This window comes from Pseudomonas sp. FW300-N2F2, assembly GCF_017351655.1.
In the GTDB taxonomy this organism is placed as follows: domain Bacteria; phylum Pseudomonadota; class Gammaproteobacteria; order Pseudomonadales; family Pseudomonadaceae; genus Aquipseudomonas; species Aquipseudomonas fluorescens_AA.
The window spans coordinates 1084170-1105966 of sequence record NZ_JACNDQ010000002.1 but is presented as its reverse complement, the minus strand read 5'-3'; the positions used below and the strand labels follow the sequence as shown (position 1 = coordinate 1105966).

20 protein-coding genes are annotated in these 21797 nt (G+C 61.0%); 12 read left to right on the top strand and 8 right to left on the bottom strand.

Translation table 11 applies throughout. The features are described from left to right. The first annotated feature begins 7 nt into the window (after nt 1-7). From J4E63_RS19625 to J4E63_RS19615, 3 genes are read left to right on the top strand one after another with little or no spacing between them, the layout of a single operon-like run. Nucleotides 8-1312, top strand: coding sequence for a hypothetical protein (locus J4E63_RS19625; protein ID WP_207283047.1), 1305 nt, complete (start codon nt 8-10; stop codon nt 1310-1312). A 3-nt stretch (nt 1313-1315) separates the two neighbouring features. After that, nucleotides 1316-3130 (top strand): hypothetical protein, encoded by a 1815-nt coding sequence (locus J4E63_RS19620; protein WP_207283046.1) that lies wholly within the window; start codon nt 1316-1318, stop codon nt 3128-3130. A gap of 32 nt (nt 3131-3162) precedes the next feature. After that, nucleotides 3163-4218 (top strand): hypothetical protein, encoded by a 1056-nt coding sequence (locus tag J4E63_RS19615; protein WP_207283045.1) that lies wholly within the window; start codon nt 3163-3165, stop codon nt 4216-4218. A gap of 60 nt (nt 4219-4278) precedes the next feature. Here the strand turns inward: J4E63_RS19615 and J4E63_RS19610 are convergent, their stop codons facing one another. The 5 genes from J4E63_RS19610 to J4E63_RS19590 all read right to left on the bottom strand — a co-directional run bounded on the left by J4E63_RS19610 (nt 4279) and on the right by J4E63_RS19590 (nt 10327). Further along, nucleotides 4279-5043: an SDR family NAD(P)-dependent oxidoreductase gene (locus J4E63_RS19610; protein WP_207283044.1), complete on the bottom strand. Its 765-nt coding sequence runs from the start codon at nt 5041-5043 to the stop codon at nt 4279-4281. A 267-nt stretch (nt 5044-5310) separates the two neighbouring features. Beyond that, on the bottom strand, nt 5311-7680 hold the full coding sequence (locus tag J4E63_RS19605) for a hypothetical protein (RefSeq protein ID WP_207283043.1): 2370 nt from the start codon (nt 7678-7680) through the stop codon (nt 5311-5313). A gap of 52 nt (nt 7681-7732) precedes the next feature. Further along, nucleotides 7733-8482: an ABC transporter permease gene (locus J4E63_RS19600; RefSeq protein ID WP_060741800.1), complete on the bottom strand. Its 750-nt coding sequence runs from the start codon at nt 8480-8482 to the stop codon at nt 7733-7735. Between the two features lie 7 nt (nt 8483-8489). Further along, nucleotides 8490-9491, bottom strand: a complete 1002-nt coding sequence (locus tag J4E63_RS19595) for an ABC transporter substrate-binding protein (protein ID WP_060741799.1) — start codon at nt 9489-9491, stop codon at nt 8490-8492. Then, on the bottom strand, nt 9488-10327 hold the full coding sequence (locus J4E63_RS19590) for an ABC transporter ATP-binding protein (RefSeq protein ID WP_207283042.1): 840 nt from the start codon (nt 10325-10327) through the stop codon (nt 9488-9490). Before J4E63_RS19590 ends, J4E63_RS19595 begins: the two co-directional genes overlap by 4 nt. A gap of 134 nt (nt 10328-10461) precedes the next feature. Here J4E63_RS19590 and J4E63_RS19585 point away from each other — a divergent pair, with 134 nt between their 5' ends. Further along, complete coding sequence (locus tag J4E63_RS19585; RefSeq protein WP_192262379.1) at nt 10462-11205, top strand: GntR family transcriptional regulator; 744 nt, start codon at nt 10462-10464, stop codon at nt 11203-11205. Between the two features lie 6 nt (nt 11206-11211). Here J4E63_RS19585 and J4E63_RS19580 read toward each other — a convergent pair whose 3' ends face one another. Both J4E63_RS19580 and J4E63_RS19575 read right to left on the bottom strand, forming a co-directional pair. Continuing rightward, nucleotides 11212-12123, bottom strand: coding sequence for a helix-turn-helix domain-containing GNAT family N-acetyltransferase (locus tag J4E63_RS19580; protein WP_060741796.1), 912 nt, complete (start codon nt 12121-12123; stop codon nt 11212-11214). 182 nt (nt 12124-12305) lie between these two features. Further along, on the bottom strand, nt 12306-13097 hold the full coding sequence (locus tag J4E63_RS19575; protein ID WP_060741795.1) for a GntR family transcriptional regulator: 792 nt from the start codon (nt 13095-13097) through the stop codon (nt 12306-12308). Between the two features lie 246 nt (nt 13098-13343). On the opposite strand from J4E63_RS19575, the gene J4E63_RS19570 reads away from it, so the two are divergent. From J4E63_RS19570 to hisM, 5 genes are all read left to right on the top strand, one after another. Next, nucleotides 13344-14357 (top strand): SIS domain-containing protein, encoded by a 1014-nt coding sequence (locus tag J4E63_RS19570; RefSeq protein ID WP_060741794.1) that lies wholly within the window; start codon nt 13344-13346, stop codon nt 14355-14357. 2 nt (nt 14358-14359) lie between these two features. Continuing rightward, nucleotides 14360-15214 carry a PfkB family carbohydrate kinase gene (locus J4E63_RS19565; protein WP_207283041.1) on the top strand — a complete coding sequence of 285 codons (855 nt, stop codon included), beginning with the start codon at nt 14360-14362 and terminating at the stop codon, nt 15212-15214. Between the two features lie 61 nt (nt 15215-15275). Continuing rightward, nucleotides 15276-16046, top strand: coding sequence for an ABC transporter substrate-binding protein (locus tag J4E63_RS19560; RefSeq protein ID WP_207283040.1), 771 nt, complete (start codon nt 15276-15278; stop codon nt 16044-16046). Between the two features lie 24 nt (nt 16047-16070). After that, nucleotides 16071-16760, top strand: a complete 690-nt coding sequence (locus J4E63_RS19555) for an ABC transporter permease (protein WP_207283039.1) — start codon at nt 16071-16073, stop codon at nt 16758-16760. Then, complete coding sequence (gene hisM / locus J4E63_RS19550; protein ID WP_207283038.1) at nt 16757-17458, top strand: histidine ABC transporter permease HisM; 702 nt, start codon at nt 16757-16759, stop codon at nt 17456-17458. Before J4E63_RS19555 ends, hisM begins: the two co-directional genes overlap by 4 nt. A gap of 10 nt (nt 17459-17468) precedes the next feature. Here the strand turns inward: hisM and J4E63_RS19545 are convergent, their stop codons facing one another. Next, nucleotides 17469-18065, bottom strand: coding sequence for a TetR/AcrR family transcriptional regulator (locus J4E63_RS19545; protein ID WP_192262374.1), 597 nt, complete (start codon nt 18063-18065; stop codon nt 17469-17471). A gap of 514 nt (nt 18066-18579) precedes the next feature. Between J4E63_RS19545 and J4E63_RS19540 the strand changes: the two genes are divergently transcribed. From J4E63_RS19540 to J4E63_RS19530, 3 genes are all read left to right on the top strand, one after another. Further along, a complete protein-coding gene (locus J4E63_RS19540; protein ID WP_060741788.1) occupies nt 18580-19593 on the top strand; it encodes an SDR family oxidoreductase in 1014 nt (337 codons plus the stop codon). A gap of 81 nt (nt 19594-19674) precedes the next feature. Beyond that, nucleotides 19675-21195 carry a class I adenylate-forming enzyme family protein gene (locus J4E63_RS19535; protein WP_207283037.1) on the top strand — a complete coding sequence of 507 codons (1521 nt, stop codon included), beginning with the start codon at nt 19675-19677 and terminating at the stop codon, nt 21193-21195. Beyond that, entirely contained in the window at nt 21185-21796 is a 612-nt protein-coding gene (locus J4E63_RS19530; protein WP_103309456.1) for an HAD-IB family hydrolase, read from the top strand. The genes J4E63_RS19535 and J4E63_RS19530 overlap by 11 nt, the downstream gene beginning before the upstream one ends. The last annotated feature ends 1 nt before the right edge of the window (nt 21797 follow it).

The window sequence follows — 21797 nt, the reverse complement described above, 5'->3', positions numbered from 1 at the left end:
GATCGCCATGAACATTTCACTGCGTTTCATCCTGGTACTAGTGGGTCTGGCCAATCTTCCGGCCCTGGCCCTGGAGCAATCCCAGGAACAAGCCATGCCACGGACACAGGCCTCCAGCCTGAATTGCCAGCCCCCCAGCACGGCGCCAGCGGCCACCGCCAGCCAGGACCTGTTCGATCAATACAGCTGGCAGCTGTTCATCGCCGTGAACTGGCCCGCCCAGGCAGGGCAGCGCGGGGATCCCGACTGCAGCAAGCAACCGGGAGACCCTGGCTACACCGTCTGGCAGACCTACAAGACCGTGGAAGAAATCTTCCTGCCACGGGGGGCCGATCCAGGCCCCTGGAACACCCCGCAACTGGCCAAGAGCCTGGGCATCATCAACATCGCCGCGCTGAAGAACAGCTCCCTGGTGAATGCCGTCGACCAGGCCGTCGGCGGCTGGCTGATCGACCAGGCCGGCAACCCGACCTACTACGACATCTCGGCCAACGAGACCTCCTACAACTACATCGTCGCCAACCAGTTCTATAACGCCGATGTGGTGTCCAAAGCCAACAACATCACCTTTCCCTACGGGGTCATCGAGGTCAAATCGAGCTGGCGCATCCTTACCACGCATGACAACGCCAGCCGCTACCTGACCATGCTCGCCCGCGTCGCCACGTTCGACGACCAAGGCCAGCGCAGCGGCGTCACCGAGGCCTATCTGGGCCTGGTGGGGTTGCACATCATCACCAAGGTGAACGGTTATCCGCAGTGGATCTGGTCGACCTTCGAACAGATCGACAACGTTGCGCCCAAAGTGCTGGTAAACGGCGTATGGGTCGACCAGCCGGCGGCCGGCACGGCCTATTCCTACTTCAACCCCAACGCGCCGGCAGCCAGCCTCAACCAGTCACCCTGCGACTGGCAGACCCAGGGCGCGCACCTGGTCTGCGTGCCCAAGCCCGGCACCACCTTCCAGACCCCGAACCCGTTGAACCGGTTCACCCCGATCGCCGAGGTCACCAACCAGGTCAACGCCCGTTACCGCAGCGACCCGGACCTGCAACGCAGCGTGTTTAAGTACTACCAACTCATCACCACCCAGCGCCCGCTGATGCCGGACAACCCCAGCAACCCACTGGGCCAGCCGACCCCCGCCCTCTCGGCCAACGTAACCATGGAAAGCTACATCCAGCCCAACAGCAGCTGCATGAACTGCCACTCCATGGCGACCCCGGTCAAGAGCCCCTACAAATCCGATTACTCCTACCTGTTCAAATTCGCCAATTCGCCTGTCGGCAAAACCATCAAGGACGAGGAATAACTCATGAGCATCCTGAACGGACCACGGCTGAATTTCTGGGGCGGCATCCGCACCGACGTCAGCCTACCAAACAACTCCCCGACCATTCCCTACGATGGCAACGATGACTGGCCGCTCTTCGACCTGACCACCTCGACCCTGGCACCCGGGGCCGAGTCCTACACCGACGATCAGTTGAACAACATGATCAATGCCCCCGCCCCCATCGGCAATCGCTACACCGCCGGTGGCTGGAATCACTACGGGCAGCATGTCGTCGACATGCAGAACGCCCTGATCAGCTCCCAGGGCATCCCCGGCAGCATCAACACCACTGGCGACCTGGTGGGCCAGGCCGTCTACCTGCTCGGCTCGGTGGACCCGGTGACCGGCCAGGGACCGGTGTCCGGCCCGATGATGGTGGACCTGGACCCCACCGCCTCGACGACCACCCAGATCTTCGTCGGCGGCCTGCAAATCGGTGGCAACGACAACATCCAGTTGCTGATTCGCAGCGACACCGTGTGCAGCAGTTTCTACATGAAGAAGCGTGTGCTGGAACCAGAGCAAATGGATGCCCCGGGCTCCTTCCGCTTCAGCGGCACATTTCAGCTGACCTTCCCCCTGAGTAGCATCGTCAACTGGAACCAGAACAGCAGTGGGCTGCGTTCGATCATCCAAGCGCCGGGCGCAACGGGTATCGTCCTGCGTTTCGTCATGTTCGAGATGTGTCCCGCGATGACCACCGAGCAACTGGACGCCGACTACGCCGCTGGCCGGTACACGCCCAACCCGAGCATCGGCAGGGTCATCGGCACACTGGCCCCGGCCTTCGCCGACGAGCCGCTGAACTGCCAGCCGGGCCGGCAACTGATTAACCAGTACACGGGGAACGCCGGCTATGCCGAACTGAGTGACAGTGGCCTCCTGAGCATCGACATGGTGAATGTCATTCCGAAGAAAACCTTCCGGGCTGTCCGGGACGATATCACCAGCCCCATCGGGCCCAACGCCGATTACGGGACCGTGACCATCAGCGCCGGCGCCACCACCCTGACCACATTGGACCCGACCAGCAGTCCCTTGGTCGACTACTACGTGTATGGCGGCATCGTCGACCTGCCCCTGACCACCAGCCAGCAGCAGACGGTGCGGACCACGGCACTGGCCATTACCGCGCCCGACAAGGTTTGCAACACCACACTTAATGCCACCGAATCGACCTATCGGATCTATGCCGACCAGCGCAACGTCTACCTGGAGGACTACCCCAACGGCCTGTCGATCACCCTGCAGGTCCGGTACCTGGGCGGCACGGTGCCCAGCACCACCGAAATCGGCCTGAAGGCGGCGCCCCCCGCGGTCTATGATCAACCGCAATACTGGGACTTCCTCGACTTCCCTGATTCGTTGACCGTCGACAGTGGCCAGCTTTCCGTCAGCTTCCCGGTCACCCTCAAGCCGGGCAGCGCCGCTCAAGCGGGCTTCGTCGCCCTGACCTGCACGGTCAACAATTTCCCCAGCAGCGCTTACTTCACCAACTTTCGCAAATACGCCCAGACCGACTTCGGCATCCCCCAGGGCACGACCATCACCTGGCCGCTGATGTACCCCAACGTGCTGCGCTTTCACTACCTGGCCTTCCCTGCCATGTCGCGCTACATCCCGCTGAATCAGCCCGACGCCATCATGGGCGCCAAGAACCCCATCCTGGCCCGCACCTCGGATGCGTACAAAGGCACCACGCTGTTCATGCCGGTGGTGCGCTCGATGTCGCCCTGCCAGCGGGCACTGCTGCGGGCCTACCTCACCGGTGAACCGTGGCAACCGCCGCAATGACCGTGTCCCCCTTTTGTTCATGGAGAGAGCCTATGTCAGTTCCCCTTCAGATCCCCGCACACCCGGAGGAAAGCCTGCGCCCCAGCACCCTTGTCGCCGAAGACCTGCTGAACCCTCGTGGTCTCTGCCTGCAAGCCGACGGCAGCCTGCTGCTCACCGAAGCAGGTTCCGGGTTGCCCGACCAACCTTTCAGCGGCCGTATCAGTCGACTGCGCCCGGATCCGCAGCGGCCCGGCGCCTACCTGCCCCGCGAAACCCTGGCGCAAGGGTTTCGCGCCATGAACATGCAGGCACGCATGCTGCGCGATGAAATCATGGGGCTGTCGGACATCGCCTGCGGTGATGGACGCTGCCTGGTCAGCCAGACCGATTACGTCGCGGGTTCCAAACTGCTGGACCTGCAATTCACGCCGCCCGAGCCGGTCTTCCATAGCCGCGGCAACCTGAACGCGCTGTGCTACCACCCGACCCGCCGCAGTTGGCTGGCCGTCAAGCCCGATACCAATCAGTTGGTGGAGTTCGTCACGGGCCAAGAGGAGCGCGTGCTGGCTCAACTGCCTGAACTGGATCAAGGCCAGGAAGCCGTTCCCGTGACCTTGGTGTACGAACCGGCGACAGACGCTGTGCTGATCAGTCTGTTCTCGGGGGAACTGCACGGCGACCCGAACCGCAAGGGCATCGACTTTGCCGAAAAGGCCGGCCAGGTGATCCGGGTCTGGCCCGCCAGCGCCGAGATCGACATCCTAATTCGCGGCCTGCAACTGCCCACCGGGCTGGCGCTGCGCCCCAACGGCCACCTGCTGGTGCTGGAACTCTGCGAGCGCTTGCAACAACCCCTGCTCCCCGACTGGAACGGCGAACCCCTGCATGGCGGCTTTACCCGATTCAGTGGGCGACTGCTGAGCTGCGACTTGCAAACAGCCCAGGTCACCGTGCTCGCCCGAGGCTTGGATACCCCGTCCAACCTGTGCCTGTTACCCGACGCGGTACTGGTCAGCGAAGGCATGGGCCTGGTCGGGCGGCCACTGCCCACGCCAGAGGAAAACGTGGTGCCGTTACGCGGCAGGCTTCGTCGGGTGCAACTCTGACGAAAACACCGGCCGGGAGCACAGCCCGGCCGGTGACCCAAGTGTCATCCACTACTCGCGTCAGCCTGCGGTAACGGTCATGCCACCGTCGGCCATGACCACCGCGCCGACCACAAAGCTCGCGCGATCGGAGGCCAGGAACGCAACCACCTCGGCAATTTCTTCCGGCTGCGCGGCGCGGCCGATGGGCGCGGCTTCACCGTGCTGGGCGAGGAACGCCGGACCGTCCTCGACCACGTCATTGAGGATGTTGGTGACCACATCGCCAACACCGATGGCATTGACGCGAATGCCATGCTCGATGACTTCCAGTGCCAGGGTGCGCGTCAGTTGCGCCAGGGCACCTTTGGACGCGGTGTAGGCGGCAATGGTCGGGAAGGCAAAATAGGACGCGTAGGACGCAATGTTGACGATGGCCCCCGCCTTGTTCGGCATCATCGCCTTGACCGCTTCGCGTGAATGCAGGAAAGCGGCCGTGGCGTTGACCGCCTGGATGCGCTCCCAGTCCTGGCGCGTCATGTCGATGACGAGTTTATTGATGATGATCCCGGCATTGTTGACCAGGATGTCCAGCCGGCCGAACTGCTCGACGGCCAGGCCGACGGCGCGCTCGGCGGCGCCATCCGCGGTGATATCGGCCTCCAGCGGCACCAGCCCGGGACGGGCCAGCTCATGGACGGCGGGGTTGATGTCTTCAGCGATTACCTTGGCACCGCGGGCATGCAACAGCAATGCGATGGCCTTGCCGATGCCACTGGCGGCGCCAGTGACCAGTGCAACCTTGCCTTGGACTTCGTGGGGAATGTTGTGTTGGATATCGGTCATGATCGCTCTCCTGCGTGAGCGGACAGACGAAACATTCGCCTGCCCGGCGCCCGTGGGCGCTGTCGTTATCGACGACTTCACTTTCTCGCAATGGCGACTGCCAGGCTTTCGCAGGCTTGCTGGGACTGTCGGGGTTTTGCGCAAATGTGGCCAGAGATGGCCACCGCCGGGCTGTGTAGGCGCTGGCGAAGCCTGCGATCTTTTGATCTTTCGCTTGAGATTCAAGTGTCTGGGAAAAGATCGCAGCCTCGTTGCACTCGACAGCGCCTACAGGGTCAGGAACAGCGCGGAGGTCCAGACCCGTGACTGATCCCGCTGGCGGGCACAGATGAACAAGGGGTGTTCACGCCCTGGATCAAGCCCCAGCCGTGCCAGTTCGATGCGCCCCTGCAACTCACGGGGCAACGGTGCAGCGGTCGTCCGTTCCAGGGACAGCTTCAACTCCGCGCCCGGCAACTGCTCGACCACTTGCGATTGCGCCAACAACTCATCGCCGGACAGCTCCATCACCACCGTCGGTGCGTGCACGTAAGGTTGCGGTTCGGACGGGTCGCCGACCTTGACGTAATTGTCGATACGGCTGTGGATCTGTAGCGTGGCGCCGGCCAGTTGCGACAGGTCGATTTCGATGCTGTCGGTATCGCCGTTGGTGTCGGTGCGAAACGCCAGGACCGTGGCGTCCTTGCGCCATACGGTCTGCTCGGGATGGTCGAGGCCCAAGGCGCGGAAACCATTGATGACCGCGCCGGTGATACGGATTTCGCCAGTCCAGTACGCACCGCGATAGCGGTCCTTGATCCGCGCACCCCCCAGGCGCAGGCGAATGCGTTGCGCGCAGAAACCCAGTTCCTGGTGCAGGTTACGCGACCAGATCAACTGGTCGCCATCAAACAGATCGACCTGCTCCCACCCGGCCTCCCCCAGCAGTCGATAGTCCAGGGAGGCATTCGAATCGGCAGTGAAGACTTCCCCCATGAAGTGCTTGCCCTGGCGCAGGCTGGCGAACGAACGCTCCCCGGTCGTGGCGAAGGTACGGCGGGCGCGCAAGGCCTTGCCGACGCTGGCGCGGTCGAAAGCCTCGGCGACCACCCCCGTCAACCCACCACGGGAGCCGAACACCGCCGTGGCCGGAACGCCGCCACCGCAGCGGCCCTGGTGTTCATCGCTGTTGGCCGCGGCGCCAACCCGATAGCCACGCTGCAGCGCTTCGGCGTAGACCCAATGGAACTGGCCCCAGGCCGAACCCACCTCGATCAGCCGCTCGAGTTCCGGGTGATGCCAATCGAGGTTGCAACGGCGTCCGCCGACATGGGGCATCATCAGATGGCCTTCGGGGTCCTTGGCATAGGCGGCGTACAACTCGTCCACCGGCCAGGCGCCTGGCTTGATGGTGCCGGCGGTGAACTCGTTCCATTCGAAGGAACGCACCAGTCGTCCTTGATTGTCGAAGGGGAACTCGGGTTTGCGGTCATGCAGGAATACGACGTTGCGGTCGCCGCCCGCACAAGAGTTACCGCACCATTCGGTTCCGGGATAGCACACGAATCGGCCCGGCTCATTGAGCTCGTGGATCAGCTTGACCGCCTGGTCCCAGCGTTGCTCGGTGATATTGAAGTCATTGGCGGTGTAGCCGAGGACGTCGAGCCCGGCGACATCGCGACCGTAGCTGAGGTTGTACAGCGTGTCGTTGGTGCCCACCGTGTCATCGGAGTGCACATGCAGGTCGGCGTAGAGCGGGCGCAACGCCGTACCGGCCGGGTCGACAGTGACGAAGGCCTGGGCCCCGTCGACAAACGGCGCCGCCACGTTGGCGGACAAACGCCACTCGCCCACGGCGCCGAGGTCAAGCGCCTCGAGCCGGGCCGTCGCCCAACCTTCGGACGCCAGCGTGAACGGCTGTCGACGTTCGCCGCCCTCCGGATCAACCAGGGTCAGGACACCCTCGAGCGGCAAGTTTCGGCAGGTGTTGCCCCAGGCATCGTCCACCCGCAAGAGGACATCGAAGGCTTCCCCGGCGCTGACCAGTCGAGGCACGATCAGTTGCACGCGCTGCGCCGGTCCCGGCACGATGTCCAACAAGGGATCGCCCGGCACTTCGGCAAATTTCGAGCTGCCCAGCGGGTCGATGAACAGGCGGAAACGGAAGTCCTTCTCGACGAAACTCTGCACCCGCGTCCCCGCCCCGCCCTGGCGTCGGTCACCCAGGCGAATGATGACTTTATCGCCCGGGTTCAGGTACCCGTCGATGATGTCGATGATGATCGCTTTCTGGAATGGCCGTTCATGGCCCTTCTGGTCGAAGCGCACCTTCAAGTGCTGCACCGTGGCCTGGCTCTGGCCAGGGACCAGCTCACCGGCCTGGTATTCGGCGCTGACATAGTTGGGGCCGGCCGGGTTCGAGGTCTGGAACAAGGCCCAGTCGGAATAGAACTTGAAGGCCAGCTTGAGCCACGCGCCGTCGGCCAGGCCGCTGCCACCGACCTCGTAGACCAGGGTGATTTCATCCCACTGCCCGGCGACCAGCGTGTCACGGTCGCAGTGGACGCTGCCCAGGAACGGACGTTTCTTGTTGCGCTCGTACAGGCCTTGTGGGGCGATGTAATGCCCGGCTTCGCGGGGATCGAAAACGTTACTCACATGACACCTCGTGCAGTGGTCCACTGAAGGGTTCGAATACGTGGGGCGATGCTTATTGCACGCGCCATTGCTGGTAGTGACGCTCGATGCGCCGGAATACAAAGCTTTCCATGAGCCAGGCAATCAAGCCGATCACGACAATGCCCAGCAGCACCTGGCTGCTGTTGCCGATCTGCCCGCCCGTGGCGACCATCCAGCCGATGCCGCGGGAAGCGCCGATCATTTCCGCCGCCACCAGCGCCCGCCAGCCCTGGCTGAAGCCGATGCGCAAGGCGGCGGTCACGAACGGCAACGAGGCCGGCAGATAGACGTGGGCCAACAGTTGCCAGGCGTTGGCACCCAAGGTCCGTGCCGCGCGAACTTCACCGCCGCGGATGCTCTGCACGCCCTCCTGGATGGTCACCGCCATGGGGAACATCGCGGCAATGAAAATCACCAGCACGATGGAGACATAACCCAGGCCGAAAATGATCATGATCAGCGGCGCCCAGGCAATCGGCGGGATGGCCATGAACAGGCTGTTGAGCGGCGAGATGAAATCGCGAAAGCGCGAGGACAGGCCAGCGGCCGTGCCCAGCAGGAGCGCAACGATCACCGCGGCGCAAAAACCACCCAGCTCTTCCAGCACGCTGGCCTGCAGGTGTTGCCACAGCGAACGGTCACCCAGCCAGCGCAGCGCCTCGCGGGCAACGTCCCAGGGCTGCGGCAGGATGTAGGTGGGAAAGCGGCTCGCCAGGGCGATCCAGATCAACAACAGGAATGGCAGCGACGCCCATCCCCAATTCGGTTTTGGCAAGGACATGACGGACTCAGTGCGCGGCTTTTTCCAGGTAGGAGGTATCCACGATCTGTTCGGTCTTGAGCGTGGTGTCGATAAAACCCAGGTCGTGGGAGTAATCCATCAGGCGCTGGATGAACTGGATGTCCGCCGCCTGCAAGTCCGCCGACCAGCCCAGCCGGGTTCGGGCCTGGGCAACGATGGTTTCTGGCGCGATGGTCTTGCCGTCAATGCCTTGCACCGATTCGAGCTTGAATGCCTCGGCGATGAGCCGGTTCGATTCGTCGGGATGTTCATTGAGGAAGGCGATGGCCTTGCGATGGGCGCGTAACAGCTTCACCACATCATCCGGGCGCTCCTGCAAGGTTTTCGGCAAGGCGATCACCACGTACCACGGGTACTGGGGCAGCGCCTGGTTGACGTCCAGCAGGATCCGGCTCGAACCGCGCAACACCGACTGGCTGACGAAGGGCTCCCAGGAAAATGCCGCGTCGACGATGCCACGTTCAAGGGCAGCGTTCATGTTGCCCGGCGGCATGTCGATGATGTCCAGGTCCTTGTCGGGATCGAGCCCGGCCTTTTCCTTCAGGACATAACCGCGCAGCAGCACATCCATGCCACTGCCCTTCTTGACCCCGGCGAGCTTTTTCCCCTTGAGCGCTTCCAGCTGGGTGATCGGACTCTTGGCGTCGACAATCACCGCGGCCTGGCCGTAATTGACCTTCGCCAGGATCCGGCTTTGCAGCCCGCGGGAAAACCACTGGTACACCGGTGGGGTGCCGACATAGGCCACGTCCAGTTCACCGGCGGCCAGTGCCTGCTGGATCACCGGACCATCGCCCAAGGCCTTGAGGTCGACGTTCAAGCCTTCTTCGCGGTAGTAACCTTGTTTGTCGGCGATCAGCGCCGGGGCGTTGGCCATGGCGAAGACATAACCCACGCGCAAGGGTTTCGCCTCGCCCGCTACGGCGAAGGCGCTGCCTGCCAACGTGGCGGCAGACAATGTAAGGGCAAGCAGCGAACGTTTGATCATGCTGTCAGCTCAAGTCGAGGGGTGGGGTAAACCGTGGTGTCGCAGGCGTCCATCACCTGGGCAATGCGCGTCATCAGCTCATTGCGGTAATCGAGGAACGCCGGCAGGCGACGGGTTTTCAGGTTGCTGCGGGGACGCGGCAGGTGGATATCCAGCTCGCTGTGAATACCGCCCGGCGCGATGTTGAGCACGATGACTCGGTCGGCCAGGAACACCGCTTCGTCGAGGTCGTGGGTAATGAACAACACCGTCTGGCCCAGTTCGGCCCAGATGCGCAACGTCTCTTCGTTCATGCTGTTGCGACTGATGGCATCGAGCGCGGCGAACGGCTCATCCATCAGCAATACGCTGGGTTCCAGTGCCAGGGTTCTCGCCAGGGAGACACGCTGCTGCATGCCGCCGGAAAGCTGGTGCGGCAACCGCTGCGCGGCATTCTCCAGACCGACCAGGCGCAGGTACTGCAACGCCTGTGCGCGCTGCTGCGCTTCGTCGGCCTGGGCGCTCATCCGCAGACCGAAACGAACGTTTTCCAGGGCACTCAACCAGGGGAACAATTGCGGCGCCTGGAACACATAACCCAACTCCGAACGCTCCGGCCGTACCGCGGTCTGGTTGATGGTGATGCGGCCACTTTGCGGTTGCACGAACCCTGACAACAGGTTCAGCAAGGTGGTTTTCCCACAGCCGGATGGCCCGAGGATCGCGACGAACTCGCCGGGTTTGGCGTTCAGGCTGAAAGAGGAAAATACGCGATGCCCGTTGGGGTAGCTGAAGCTGATGTCATCGACCGTCAGGGCGTCGGCTTGCGGCTGCGGGTAAGGGAGGGTTTTGGGCATGGCAAGTGTCGTCAGGTCGTTTACAATGGGAATGCCTGACATAATACGTATTAATACAAGTAGTCCCAATAACCTATTTTTATAACCTTAGAAGTGAAGGCACCCTGCCCCACTCAAGGCCATGGAAGCTGACAGTGTCCACCTCCATTCTTCGCGACAGCACCACCTCGCTCTACGAACAGATCGCCCATCAACTGCTGGAAGAAATCCAGCGCGGCGACTACGAACCCAGCGGCAAGCTACCGTCCGAGGCGCAGTTGGGCGAACGGTTCGGGGTGAGCCGCGTCACGGTTCGCCTTGCAGTGGGCAAGCTCAGCGACGACGGCGTGGTGGAGCGCAAGCAAGGCAAAGGCACCTTCGTCGCGGCCAAGCAGGTGCGGCACGGCCTGGATGCGTTGCGCAGCTTTCATGAGGCGTTGTTGTTGCAAGGGCTGCAACCGAGCATGCAGGTGCTCAGCCATGCCCTGCAGCCCGTTCCAGAAACCCTGCGGGGGTTGTTTGAGCAAGCGCACGACTGCCTGCTTCTGGAGCGCCTGCACTTCGTCGATGACGAACCCATCGCATTGGGACGCAGCCACCTGCCGGCAGAGTTGGCCAGCGTGGCCTGGGCTGAGGTCGAACATCAGCCGATCTATTCCATTCTCGAATCGATCACCGGCCTGGCGGTCAGCCGCGCCGACCTGGCCATCCGTGCACAGGAAGCCGACAAAAGCCTGGCCAGCGCGCTGCACGTCAAACGCGGTGCCGCGCTGCTGGTCATGGAGCGCACGTCCTATTTCGCCGATGGCCGTTGCTGCGACCGCACGACGTTTTTCATCCGCCCGGAACGCTACGCCTTCGTTCTCAGTGGGGTGTTCAAATCCAATACCGCCAATTGATAGGATTCAAATTGGCGCGACGGTTGGGCCCGGCCTGACAAAACACTGTTCTGTAACCGGTCGCCCCCATTGCTGCCCCTCTTGCTCCTGCTCCAACCTGAAACCGAACGCTTCATACAGCTTGCGAGCAGCGTCGAGCCCCTGGAACGTCCAGAGGATCGTTGAGCTAAAGCCCCACTCGTCACAGAACTTCATCGCTTCGGCCAACAGGCGCCTACCAGCCCCCTTGCCGCGCGCCGAATCATCCAGGATGAAGCAGCGCAGCACCGCACTGCCGCCCTCGCCTTCGCCGTCGATGGCAATCGAACCGACTATTCGTTCGCCATCCAGGGCGACCCAGACCTCATTGCGCGGATTGTGCAGACGCCCCATCAGCTCGGCCATGTCCGATGCAACCAGGCTTTCGAACAACTGGCCGAAGTTCGAATGCCTGGCGTAATAGTCCGCATGCATTTGCACAATGCGGCCAATGACGCCAGGACGGTAGCCACGCGCGATCTCCAACTGCGCCGGCGCGGGCGGCGCTGTACCGAGCCGATGGGCGTGTAGCGCGATGGCATAGCTGGCAATCCCCTCACTCACGGTCTGACATTGCCCGTCAGATAAGTGAGCCATGGCCGCGACAACCTGTTGCGTGGCGAAAGCATCAATGGCGCAGAGGGTGTTTTGCCCCTGGGCGGTGAGTCGCAATCTCTTGGCCCGCGCATCCTGTTCATGGGCAACTTCTTCAATCTCGCCGGCCTCGATGAGCTTGCGAACCATCCGGCTTACGCTGGATTTTTCCAGGCCGAGCAGCTCGACAAGCTCGCCCGCGGTCAGGGATTGGCGATTGCCGAGCTCCACGATGGTGTGCACCGACGACGGCGGATAATCCGTCGCAGCCAACGTGGTGTGCATGAACCCCAGCTCCCGCACCATGAGACGCGATGCCGAACGGATGTTCTCAATCAGATCTGGTGGGCAATGGTTCACGGGGACCTCGGACGCGATGGGTATTTAGTTGCATCGCACAACTAAATACCCATCCGTGCGTTCAGTCAAGCTTTCCAGCCCAGATCCCAGGAGCAACAGCCACGCCGCGCAGCGAATGGAGCATGCACCTAATGATCGCCATGAAGGCTATTGACCCGACTGTCCGCCAGTTTGAACACCACGCGCTGAGGGTGGTTGATCGAGACCAGGTACTCCACGGGCTGCCCTTGGCGGTCGAAGATCACGCCCCGGTAGACCAGTGCGGCCGTCCCGGGCTCGACGTCGAGCAAGCGCGCCTCCTGGTCGTTCATCGTGGCGATGCTCAGCGTGCCCTCGTCGCTCTCTATTTCGATCTGGTAGCGCGATAACAACAATGCATACAACGAAGCCCCCTCGATCAGGTCTCCCGCCACCAGCTCCGGTGCCCGGGCGGCCGGGATGTAACTGGTCTCGATGCAGAATGGCTTTTGATCCACGGTGCGCAGGCGCCTGATGGTCAGCAAGGGGTCGCCTTCCTGGATTTTCAGCAGTTTCGCCACTCGAGCACTGGCTTGGGTTTGTTCGAAGTAGAGCAATTTACTGCCCGGCCGGGCGCCAGCCTGCTCGACCACTTCAGCGATACCCTTGCGCGCGACGGTATTGAGCGGCCGTTCGACACCGGGCGCCGTGACGAAGGTGCCACGATTGCCCCGACGCTCCAGGACCCCGCGATCGATCAACGTCTGCAGCGCCTTGCGCAGGGTCATCCGGCTGATCCCCAGGTGCTCGGCAAGATCCCGTTCCGCCGGGATCCGTTCAGTGGGCCCGAATTCCGGGCGTTCCAGCATCTCCAGCAAGGCCTGCACAGCCTGCCAGGCCACCTGCTTGCGTTCGGGCGCCAACAGCGCAACGTCGGAAGACTTTGGAGGCGTTACTTTCATGGTCTACATCCTGGATTATTTTTTCGGCACTGCATTGCGACTGTGGAACCCCAAAATAATGTCGCAAACCCGCCAGCTTGATCATAAGCGGCAAAACCGCCTCGCAGAACACCGTAGAAATCCCGTAGGAAGCCTATTAGACCATGGGGAAAAATCCTTGTAATGGTATTTTTCATGGTATAGCTTTTGGTCTAAATCGTGTTCATGACAGCAGCATGAACCCTTTAACAAGGCCCAGGAGTTCACATGGCGATCCAGTTCAACCGGGAAGCATTCATCAGTTCCTTGCAGCAATCCGTGCACATCGTCGACGACGCCCAGCAGTTCGGCCAGGAGTTGGCCTCGCGGATCGACCGCATCTATTTCGTCAGCTGCGGCGCTCCCAACCGCATCATGCTCGGCCTGCAATACTGGCTTGAACGCTACAGCCACACGCTGGAAGTGCGCCGTTATTTCCCGGCCGACTTCATGGACATCGATCCACCGCGCCTGGATGAACGCACCCTGGTGGTCCTCGCCTCCAAGTCCGGCACGACCCAGGAAACCATCGCCGCCGCACGCTTTCTGCAAGACAAGCCTTGCCTCACCGTAGGCGTGACCCAGACCGCCGAGTTGCCACTGGCCCAGGCCGTCCAGCATTGCTTCTTGCTGGGACGTACCGACGAAGCCTACTTCGGTTGTTTCATGACGCTCCAGGCCCTGATCGGCGGGATCCTGGCCAAGCGCGAAGGCTGGCCGCTGCTGGACAAGCTCACCCGCTCGCTCAAGGCATTGCCAAGGGCCCTGGCCGATGCCGCGATCAATAATGACCAACGGGCAACCGAAGAGGCACGCCTCTACAAAGACGACCGCGTCATGTATTTCCTTGCTTCGGGGCCGATGTTCACCACAGCCTATGTGTTCGGCGTCTGCGTGGTCATGGAAAGCCAGTGGTTGCATTGTCTGCCGGTGGAAGCCGCGGAGTTTTTCCACGGCCCGTTCGAAGCCATCGATGCCACCACGCCCCTGCTCCTGCTGGTGGGCGAAGACCCCAGTCGTGCACAGATGGAGCGCGTCGTGCGGTTCTGCCAGCGCTACACGGAACGGGTCATGGTCTATGACGCCAAGGACTTCCCGATGGAGGGCATCGACCCCGAGATCCGCGCCATTGTCGCGCCCTACATTGTCGGCATCGCCGTGGAACGCATCGCCGCCCACCTGGCGGTCTGGCACCAACAGCCACTGACGACCCGCCGCTACATGTGGAAAACGGAGTACTGAGCATGGCCAGCCTGATCGCGGTCGGTGACAACACCCTGGACGTCTACCTGGACCAGAACATCGAATACCCCGGCGGCAATGCACTCAATGTCGCGGTATTCGCCGCCCGGCTGGGTGCTCGCAGTGCCTACCTGGGCTGCGTTGGCGATGACCGGCACGGCCAGTACCTGCTCGATTGCCTGCAACAGGAAGCGGTCGATGCTTCACGCTGCCGGACGTTATCGGGTGCCAATGGCTGGGCGTGTGTCGACAACGTCGAGGGCGAGCGGGTGTTCCTCGGCAGCGATCCTGGCGTGTGCCGCCAACTGCGCCTCGATGCCGACGACCTGGCTTACATCGGCACATTCCCGTTGGCACACAGCAGCCTCTACAGCGGCCTGGAAGATCAATTGGCCCAGGTTCGCCAGGCCAGTGGTTGCCTGTCCTTCGACTTCTCGGACAACTGGGTCGAGTTCGACTGGCAGGCCCTGATCCAGCACGTGGACGTCGCCTTTTTCTCGGCGGCCGATCTCTCGACGGCGCAAGCCATTGAACTGGCGAACGCGATGCGGGCCAAGGGGCCGGCGGCGGTGGTCATCACTCGCGGTGCCCAGGGCGCCCTCGCAGTCGACGCCCAGGGAGCCCGCGAACAACCCGCGCTGCCTTGTGCGTTCGTCGACAGCATGGGCGCCGGCGACGGCTTTATCGCCGCGTTCCTGCTCGCGTGGCAAGCCCGGCACCCCCTTGCCGAGTGCCTTGCGCACGGCGTCGATCATGCCGGCCAGGTGTGCGGGTGGGCCGGTGGCTTTGGCCATGGGCGGACCGTGGACAGCCAACGCGTTCAACAACTGAAACACGCCTTGAACATTCAAGGCTGATGCGTACTGCCCCGGGGCCCTCCCGGGACGGCTCTACCAACCTGTCGTGGATACCCTGTCGATGAAAAAATATCTGATCGGTTTGATGCTCGTGGCCAGCCCGCTGATGTCCTCGGGCGCCAACGAAGAACTGCGTTTCGGGGTCGACCCCACCTACCCACCCTTTGAGTCCAAGCGACCGGACGGCTCCCTGACAGGTTTCGATATCGAGCTGGGCGAAAGCTTGTGCAGCGAATTGCAACGCCGTTGCGTCTGGGTCGAAAACGCCTTCGATGGCATGGTCTCGGCCCTCAAGGGCAGGAAGTTCGACGGGATACTCTCTGCCCTCTCGATCACTGAAGCACGCAAAGCCGAAATTGCCTTTTCCAACACCCTGTACGACACCCCGGCACGTCTGGTGGCCCCGCAAGGCAGCCAATTGCAACCGACTGCCGAATCCTTGCGCGGCAAGCGCATCGGCGTGCAGCAAGGCAGCGTGTTCGAGGTCTACGCCAAGCGGATGTGGGGCCTTAAGGGCGTGGAAGTGGTGCCCTATCAAAGCAGTGACTTGACCTATTCGGACTTGGTCAACGGTCGGCTGGATGCGGCGTTCGACGATGCCATCGCCGTCTCCGAGGGCCTGTTGAAAAAGCCCGCAGGCAAAGGCTTCGGCTATGCCGGCGAGGTGGTCAAGTCACCGGAGATCTTCGGCCCGGGCACCGGCATCGGATTGCGTAAAAGCGATACCGCCCTGGCTGGCGAAATCAACCAGGCGCTCGAACGGATCCACCAGAACGGTACCTACGAACGCATCGCCAGAAAGTACTTCGACTTCGACATCTCACCGAAGTAAACCACCCGCGTGGAGCCTGAAAGCATGTTTCTCGAAGGGTACGGCTATCTCATTTTCCAGGGTGCGTGGCTGACCGTCCAAGTGGCCACGTGGGCCGCCTGCGTCGCCCTCGTGCTTGGCCTGCTCGGGGCCTTGGCGAAACTCTCGCCAGTGGCGCCGCTAAGGCTGGTCGCGACGGTCTACACCACACTCGTGCGCAGCGTGCCGGACCTGGTTCTGATGCTGCTGATCTATTACAGCGCGCAAATCGGAATCAACCAGATAGCCCAGGCGTTCGGCCGGGAATCGTTGCAGTTGAATCCCTATGGCACCGCCATCGGTACGCTGGGATTCATCTACGGCGCGTACTGTGCCGAAACCTTTCGCGGCGCCTTCAGGGCCATCCCGTCAGGCCAATTGGAAGCGGCCCGGGCCTATGGCATGAGCCATTGGCAAGTCCTGCGGCGCATCCGCCTGCCGCAAATGATGCGGTTCGCATTGCCCGGCATCGGCAATATCTGGCAAGTGTTGTTGAAAAGTGCCGGCCTGATCTCGCTGCTGGGCCTCAATGACATGGTCCAGGTCGCCAAACAGGCGGGCAGCGCGACGTCAAGGCAGATGTTCTTCTATCTGGTGATTGCGGCGATCTTCCTGGCTTTTGCGATCCTGTCCAGCCTGGCCCTCAAACACCTTGAACGACGCTACAGCATCGAACCGCAGCGGAGCGTGTCATGATCGAGATACTGAAGGAATTCGGACCGAACTTTCTCTGGTCCGACGGTTACCGCTGGAGCGGCCTGGTCGTCACGCTATGGTTATTGGTCACGTCCGCCGTCATCGGCTTGTGCGCGGCGATCCCCCTGGCGCTGGTTCGCACCTATGGCAATCGTTGGCTGGCACTGCCTGTCCAGCTTTATACCCTGGTGTTGCGCGGCACGCCGTTGTTCGTGCAACTGCTGATCATCTACAGCGGCCTGGCCAGCCTGAGCGTCATCAGGGAATCGTCGAGCCTGTGGTGGTTCTTTCGCGATGGCATGCATTGCGTGATCCTGGCCCTGGCCTTGAACACCTGTGCCTACACCGTCGAGATTCTCGCCGGCGTACTGCGCACCACCCCACGCGGCGAGATCGAAGCCGCCCTCGCCCTGGGCATGACCCGCACCCAGCTATTCCTCCTGGTGCTGATACCGAGCATGCTGCGCCGAGCACTCCCGGCCTACAGCAACGAAGTGATCTTTGTCCTGCACGCCACGGCCATCGCCTTTACCGCGACCGTTCCTGACATCCTTAAAATCGCGGCAGATGTCAACGCTGCCACCTTCAAGACGTTCCACGCCTATGGCATTGCCGCGCTGCTCTACATGTTGCTGGCGTGCGCACTGGTGGGTGTATTCCGATTGGCTGAACGCCGATTGCTGGCTTATCAGCGATAACGATGAAGACCTATAGAGGCTCCGCGGTCTGGATGAGCGAATTGAGCACCAGCTTTATTTCAATCGCCGGATCTTTATGCCCTTGCAATATCAAGCCTTCGGACAGGGCGGTGAAGGTCTTCGCAAGCGCGGCATAGTCCAGCGGCGGTTTCTTGCCAGCATGGTTGAATATGATGGTAATCAACTTGCCCAGGGCTTCGCTGTTTTCCTCATGCAAGTCGTAGTAATGCTGTGAGAACTCTTCATCCCGCAGGGCGATCAGTTGCAACTCGGCATCGAGGATCGCACAGCGGGTATTGTTCTTCAGGGTGTCGATATAGGCATTCAAGCCATGGCTCAACTGCTCCGCCGAATAGCCCGACGCCAGGGTCGCGCTCAAGCGATCGATTTCAACTCGCTTGAAGCGTTGAGTCAGTTGCAGGAGCAAATCCGATTTACTGGAGAAATTGGAAAAGAAGGCCCCTTTGGAAAAGCCCGCCGCCTCGGCAATAACGTTGACGCTGGCGGCATGAAAGCCTTTGCTGATCATCAGCTCAGTGGCGGTGTCGAATAATTTATCTCTTGTTACTTGCTGGCTCTCTTCTCGACCTAGTCTCTTTTTAATCACGCCCTCGGCTCCTTTGGCCAGTCAAAATATGTACATGTAACTAAATGCGACGCAGCGGCTACTCACTGTATGGAGTCCATCTTCGCCATCATATCTTATACGCACCTCGTTCAATCATTTACATTTTAACTTTCATCCCGTGCCATGTATGTGCCATGTAACCGGGACAATCTTGGGGCGAACGCAAGATGACTACCCAGTCACTTTCTTGCCTGGGCCCATGCAAGGCAAAACCGTTGTGGTCTTTGCCTGACGAGCTGGATGGAGTGCCTCCTACCCACCTCAAAACGGCATTTTTTCCCACCGTCCCACGGCACACCACAGCGTAAAAAAATCTGCGTAAGGCCCGGTTCAGAGCCACTGATTTGCCATTACGACTAAATACCACTTGATTCTCAGATACCGAATGGTTTTTAATTGCGCCGTTGGTGGAGCCCAACGCCTGATCCAGGCATCACGTCCGTGACACGGGTCTCGATGCAATGGCAGGTCATCTCACAGGAGCGGTATTTTAATGGAATATGCCTTCGTTACAGGCGCTACTGGCCTGCTCGGGAACAATATCGTTCGTGCACTGTTAAAACGAAACATCAAAGTAAAAGCACTGGTTCGTTCCGCAGAGAAAGCCAAGAAACAGTTCGCCAGCCTGCCCGTGGAATGGGTCGAAGGCGACATGCTCAATGTCGATGCCTTCAGCCATGCCCTGCAGGGGTGCGATGCCTTGTTTCATACCGCGGCCTATTTCCGCGACAGTTACAAAGGCGGGAAACACTGGCAAAAACTCTATGACACGAATGTGACCGGCACCGAGCGATTGTTGCAAGCCGCCTATGCCGCCGGCATCCGTCGTGCTGTGCACACCTCTTCCATCGCCGTGTTGAAGGGCAATAAAGATCAAGTGATCGATGAAACCATGTCTCGCAGTGAACAGGAGGCTGACGATTACTACTTGAGCAAAATATTGTCCGAACAAAAGGTCCAGCAATTCCTGTCGCAGCACCCGGACATGTTCATTGCCATGGTCTTGCCAGGGTGGATGTTCGGCCCGGGGGATATCGGCCCGACCTCCTCGGGCCAGTTCCTGCTCGACTTTGTCGGACAGAAATTGCCCGGCGTACTTCCCGGAAGCTTTTCCGTCGTCGATGCCCGGGATGTGGCCGAACATCAAATCGCGGCCATCACCCGCGGCAGGTCCGGAGAGCGTTACCTCGCCGCCGGCAATCACATGGACATGAAAAGCATTTTCCAGGCGCTGTCCAGCGTCAGTGGCGTGAAAGCCCCGGAACGAAAAGTGCCCTTGTTCATGCTGCGAATCATCGCGCTGATCTATGAAGGTTATTACCGGATTACCAAGAAACCGGTACTCATCAGTACTTCCACGGTCAAGCTCATGGCGCAAGAACAAGGCCGTACCCATTTCAGCCACAACAAAAGTTCAAGGGAGTTGGAATGCCAGTTCCGCCCTGTCGCTGAAACCCTGACCGATACCCTGGACTGGTATCGGAATAACAACTACACAGATGCTTGATTGAAACACTTCATATAAAGCCTGCCTCAGTAGTACTTATTTTGACGCGCCCTATATCCAAGGATTGAAAGAGGTTGGTAAATGAAAAGCCTTTCATATAAAGAAGGTTTTCTGCATCGTTTTGTCGGTTTTTCGGAATCGTTCCCCGAGCAAGTTGCTATCCGGCACCTGGACACGGAAGAAGAGACCGTCACTTACCGCGAGCTGCGCATCAAGGCCGAAGCCTGCAACGGTACCCTGACGGCACTCGGTGTATTGCCAGGCGATAAAGTAGCGCTGGTGCTGCCCAACGGGGTGGCGTTCATCGCTTACTACCTGGCGATTATCGGGCGGGGTGCCATCCCGGTCATCCTCAACTACAAGTTGACTCCCTTCGAAATGAACAGTGTCGTCAGCCTCGCCAGGCCGACGCTGGTGGTCACGACCGAAACGTTGTGGGGACAACACAGCGAGGTATTCCAGCCGGACAACGGCGTCAGGCACTCCCTGGTGCTGGACGGTGGGAGCGAACCGTCATCGCCCCTGCCCGCCAATGCAACGGCCGCCTCTGAACTTCCTCGACAGCTCGAACCCTTGTCGTTGCCCGACGGCAATCCGATCGTCTCGGTGCAGTTCACCTACCGTGGTATCGGCAGGCCCCTGGCTGTCTCTCACCGCTACCTCGACCTGACGCAATCGAGCGATGGCCTGCACGAGCACTTTCACCTGCAGGGCGTCGGCTCGGTGCACCTGGTGACGCTGCCGCTGTATGCCATTTTCGGCCTGTCGGTGATGATGGTGTTCCCTTTGAGCGTGGGCGCCACCCTGCTCATGACCAACACCCTGCTCAATCGCGACCTGGCCGAAGTCTTGTCCGAGCATCAGGTCACCTTCGCCTGCCTGGTGCCCGATGTCATCCGCTACTTCAATACGCGCCTGGCCAAACGCAAAGGCACGCCGTTGCCGCTGCACCCGCAACTGATGATTTATTCCGGCGGCAGCCACCTGCCGGCCGATGAAGCCGAGAAACTGGGCAAACTGCTGGGTTGCAACCCGGTGCTGCAAGGCTATGGCCTGACCGAAAGCATGCCGGTCATTGTCCAGAGCTCGATCGGCGAGGTCCACCGCGGCGCCATGGGCCAGCCGATCACCGGCGTGGAACTGCGCGTCGTCGATGCCGAGGGCCTGGACGTGGCACCCGGGCGCATCGGTGAATTACTGATCCGCGGCGCTATGGTGATCGACGGCTACAACGATGCCGAGGACAGCAATGCCCGGTTCTTCCGCGAGGGCTGGTTCCACAGCGGTGACCTGGTCTGGCGGGACGACGCTGGGCATGTGTTTTTCTTTTGCCAACGCCTGCGGATCTCGAAGATCAAGGCGCAGATGGTCGACCTGGTGGAAATCGAATCCATCGCCCTCAAGCACCCCGATGTGGTGCGGGCCAGGGCCTATATCGTCCCGGATCACAAGGAAGTCAACGTGCTGCACCTGTGCGTCGAAGGGACCGGCGAGCTGACCCAGAACGCGCTTTCCACCCTGCTTTCGCGCTACCTGTCGGGCTTCAAGCTGCCCAAGACCATCGAGATCATCTCGCTCAAGGAAGAGGCACATGCACGCTAACAGCACCCAACCGGTACTGGCCGTTTTCGACTTCGACGGCACATTGACCGACCGCCACACGTTCTGGCGCTACATGCGTTTTATCGTGGGCACCCGTTCGTTCTGGCTCAGGATCATTCCCCTGCTGCCCAAGATGCTCAGCGTGATCCTGGGCATCACACCGCTGATGCAAGCGCGCCTGGCTTTCATCGCCTGTTACCTGGGCGGGTTGTCGGTGGAACAAGAACGCGAGCACGCCAAGTACTTCATCAGCGAACAGCTCCCGCGCTGGCTCAGGCCCGAGGCGTTGCGGCGGCTGCAATGGCATCAATCCATGGGGCACGTCACCGCCCTGGTCAGCAACTCGCCGGAAAACTACCTGATTCCCTGGGGCCGGGTCGCGGGGTTCGACTATGTGTGCGGCACCCGCCTGGCCACGGCGAAGAACAAACTGACTGGCGGGATAGCCGGTACCAACTGTGTAGAGCGAGAGAAAGTCACGCGGCTCAAAGGCTGCCTGAGCAACCTTGATGATTTTTACATTTATGCCTACGGCGACTCATCCGGCGACGATGCCCTGCTCGGCATTGCCAACTCTCCCTTCTACAGAAACTGGTACTGAT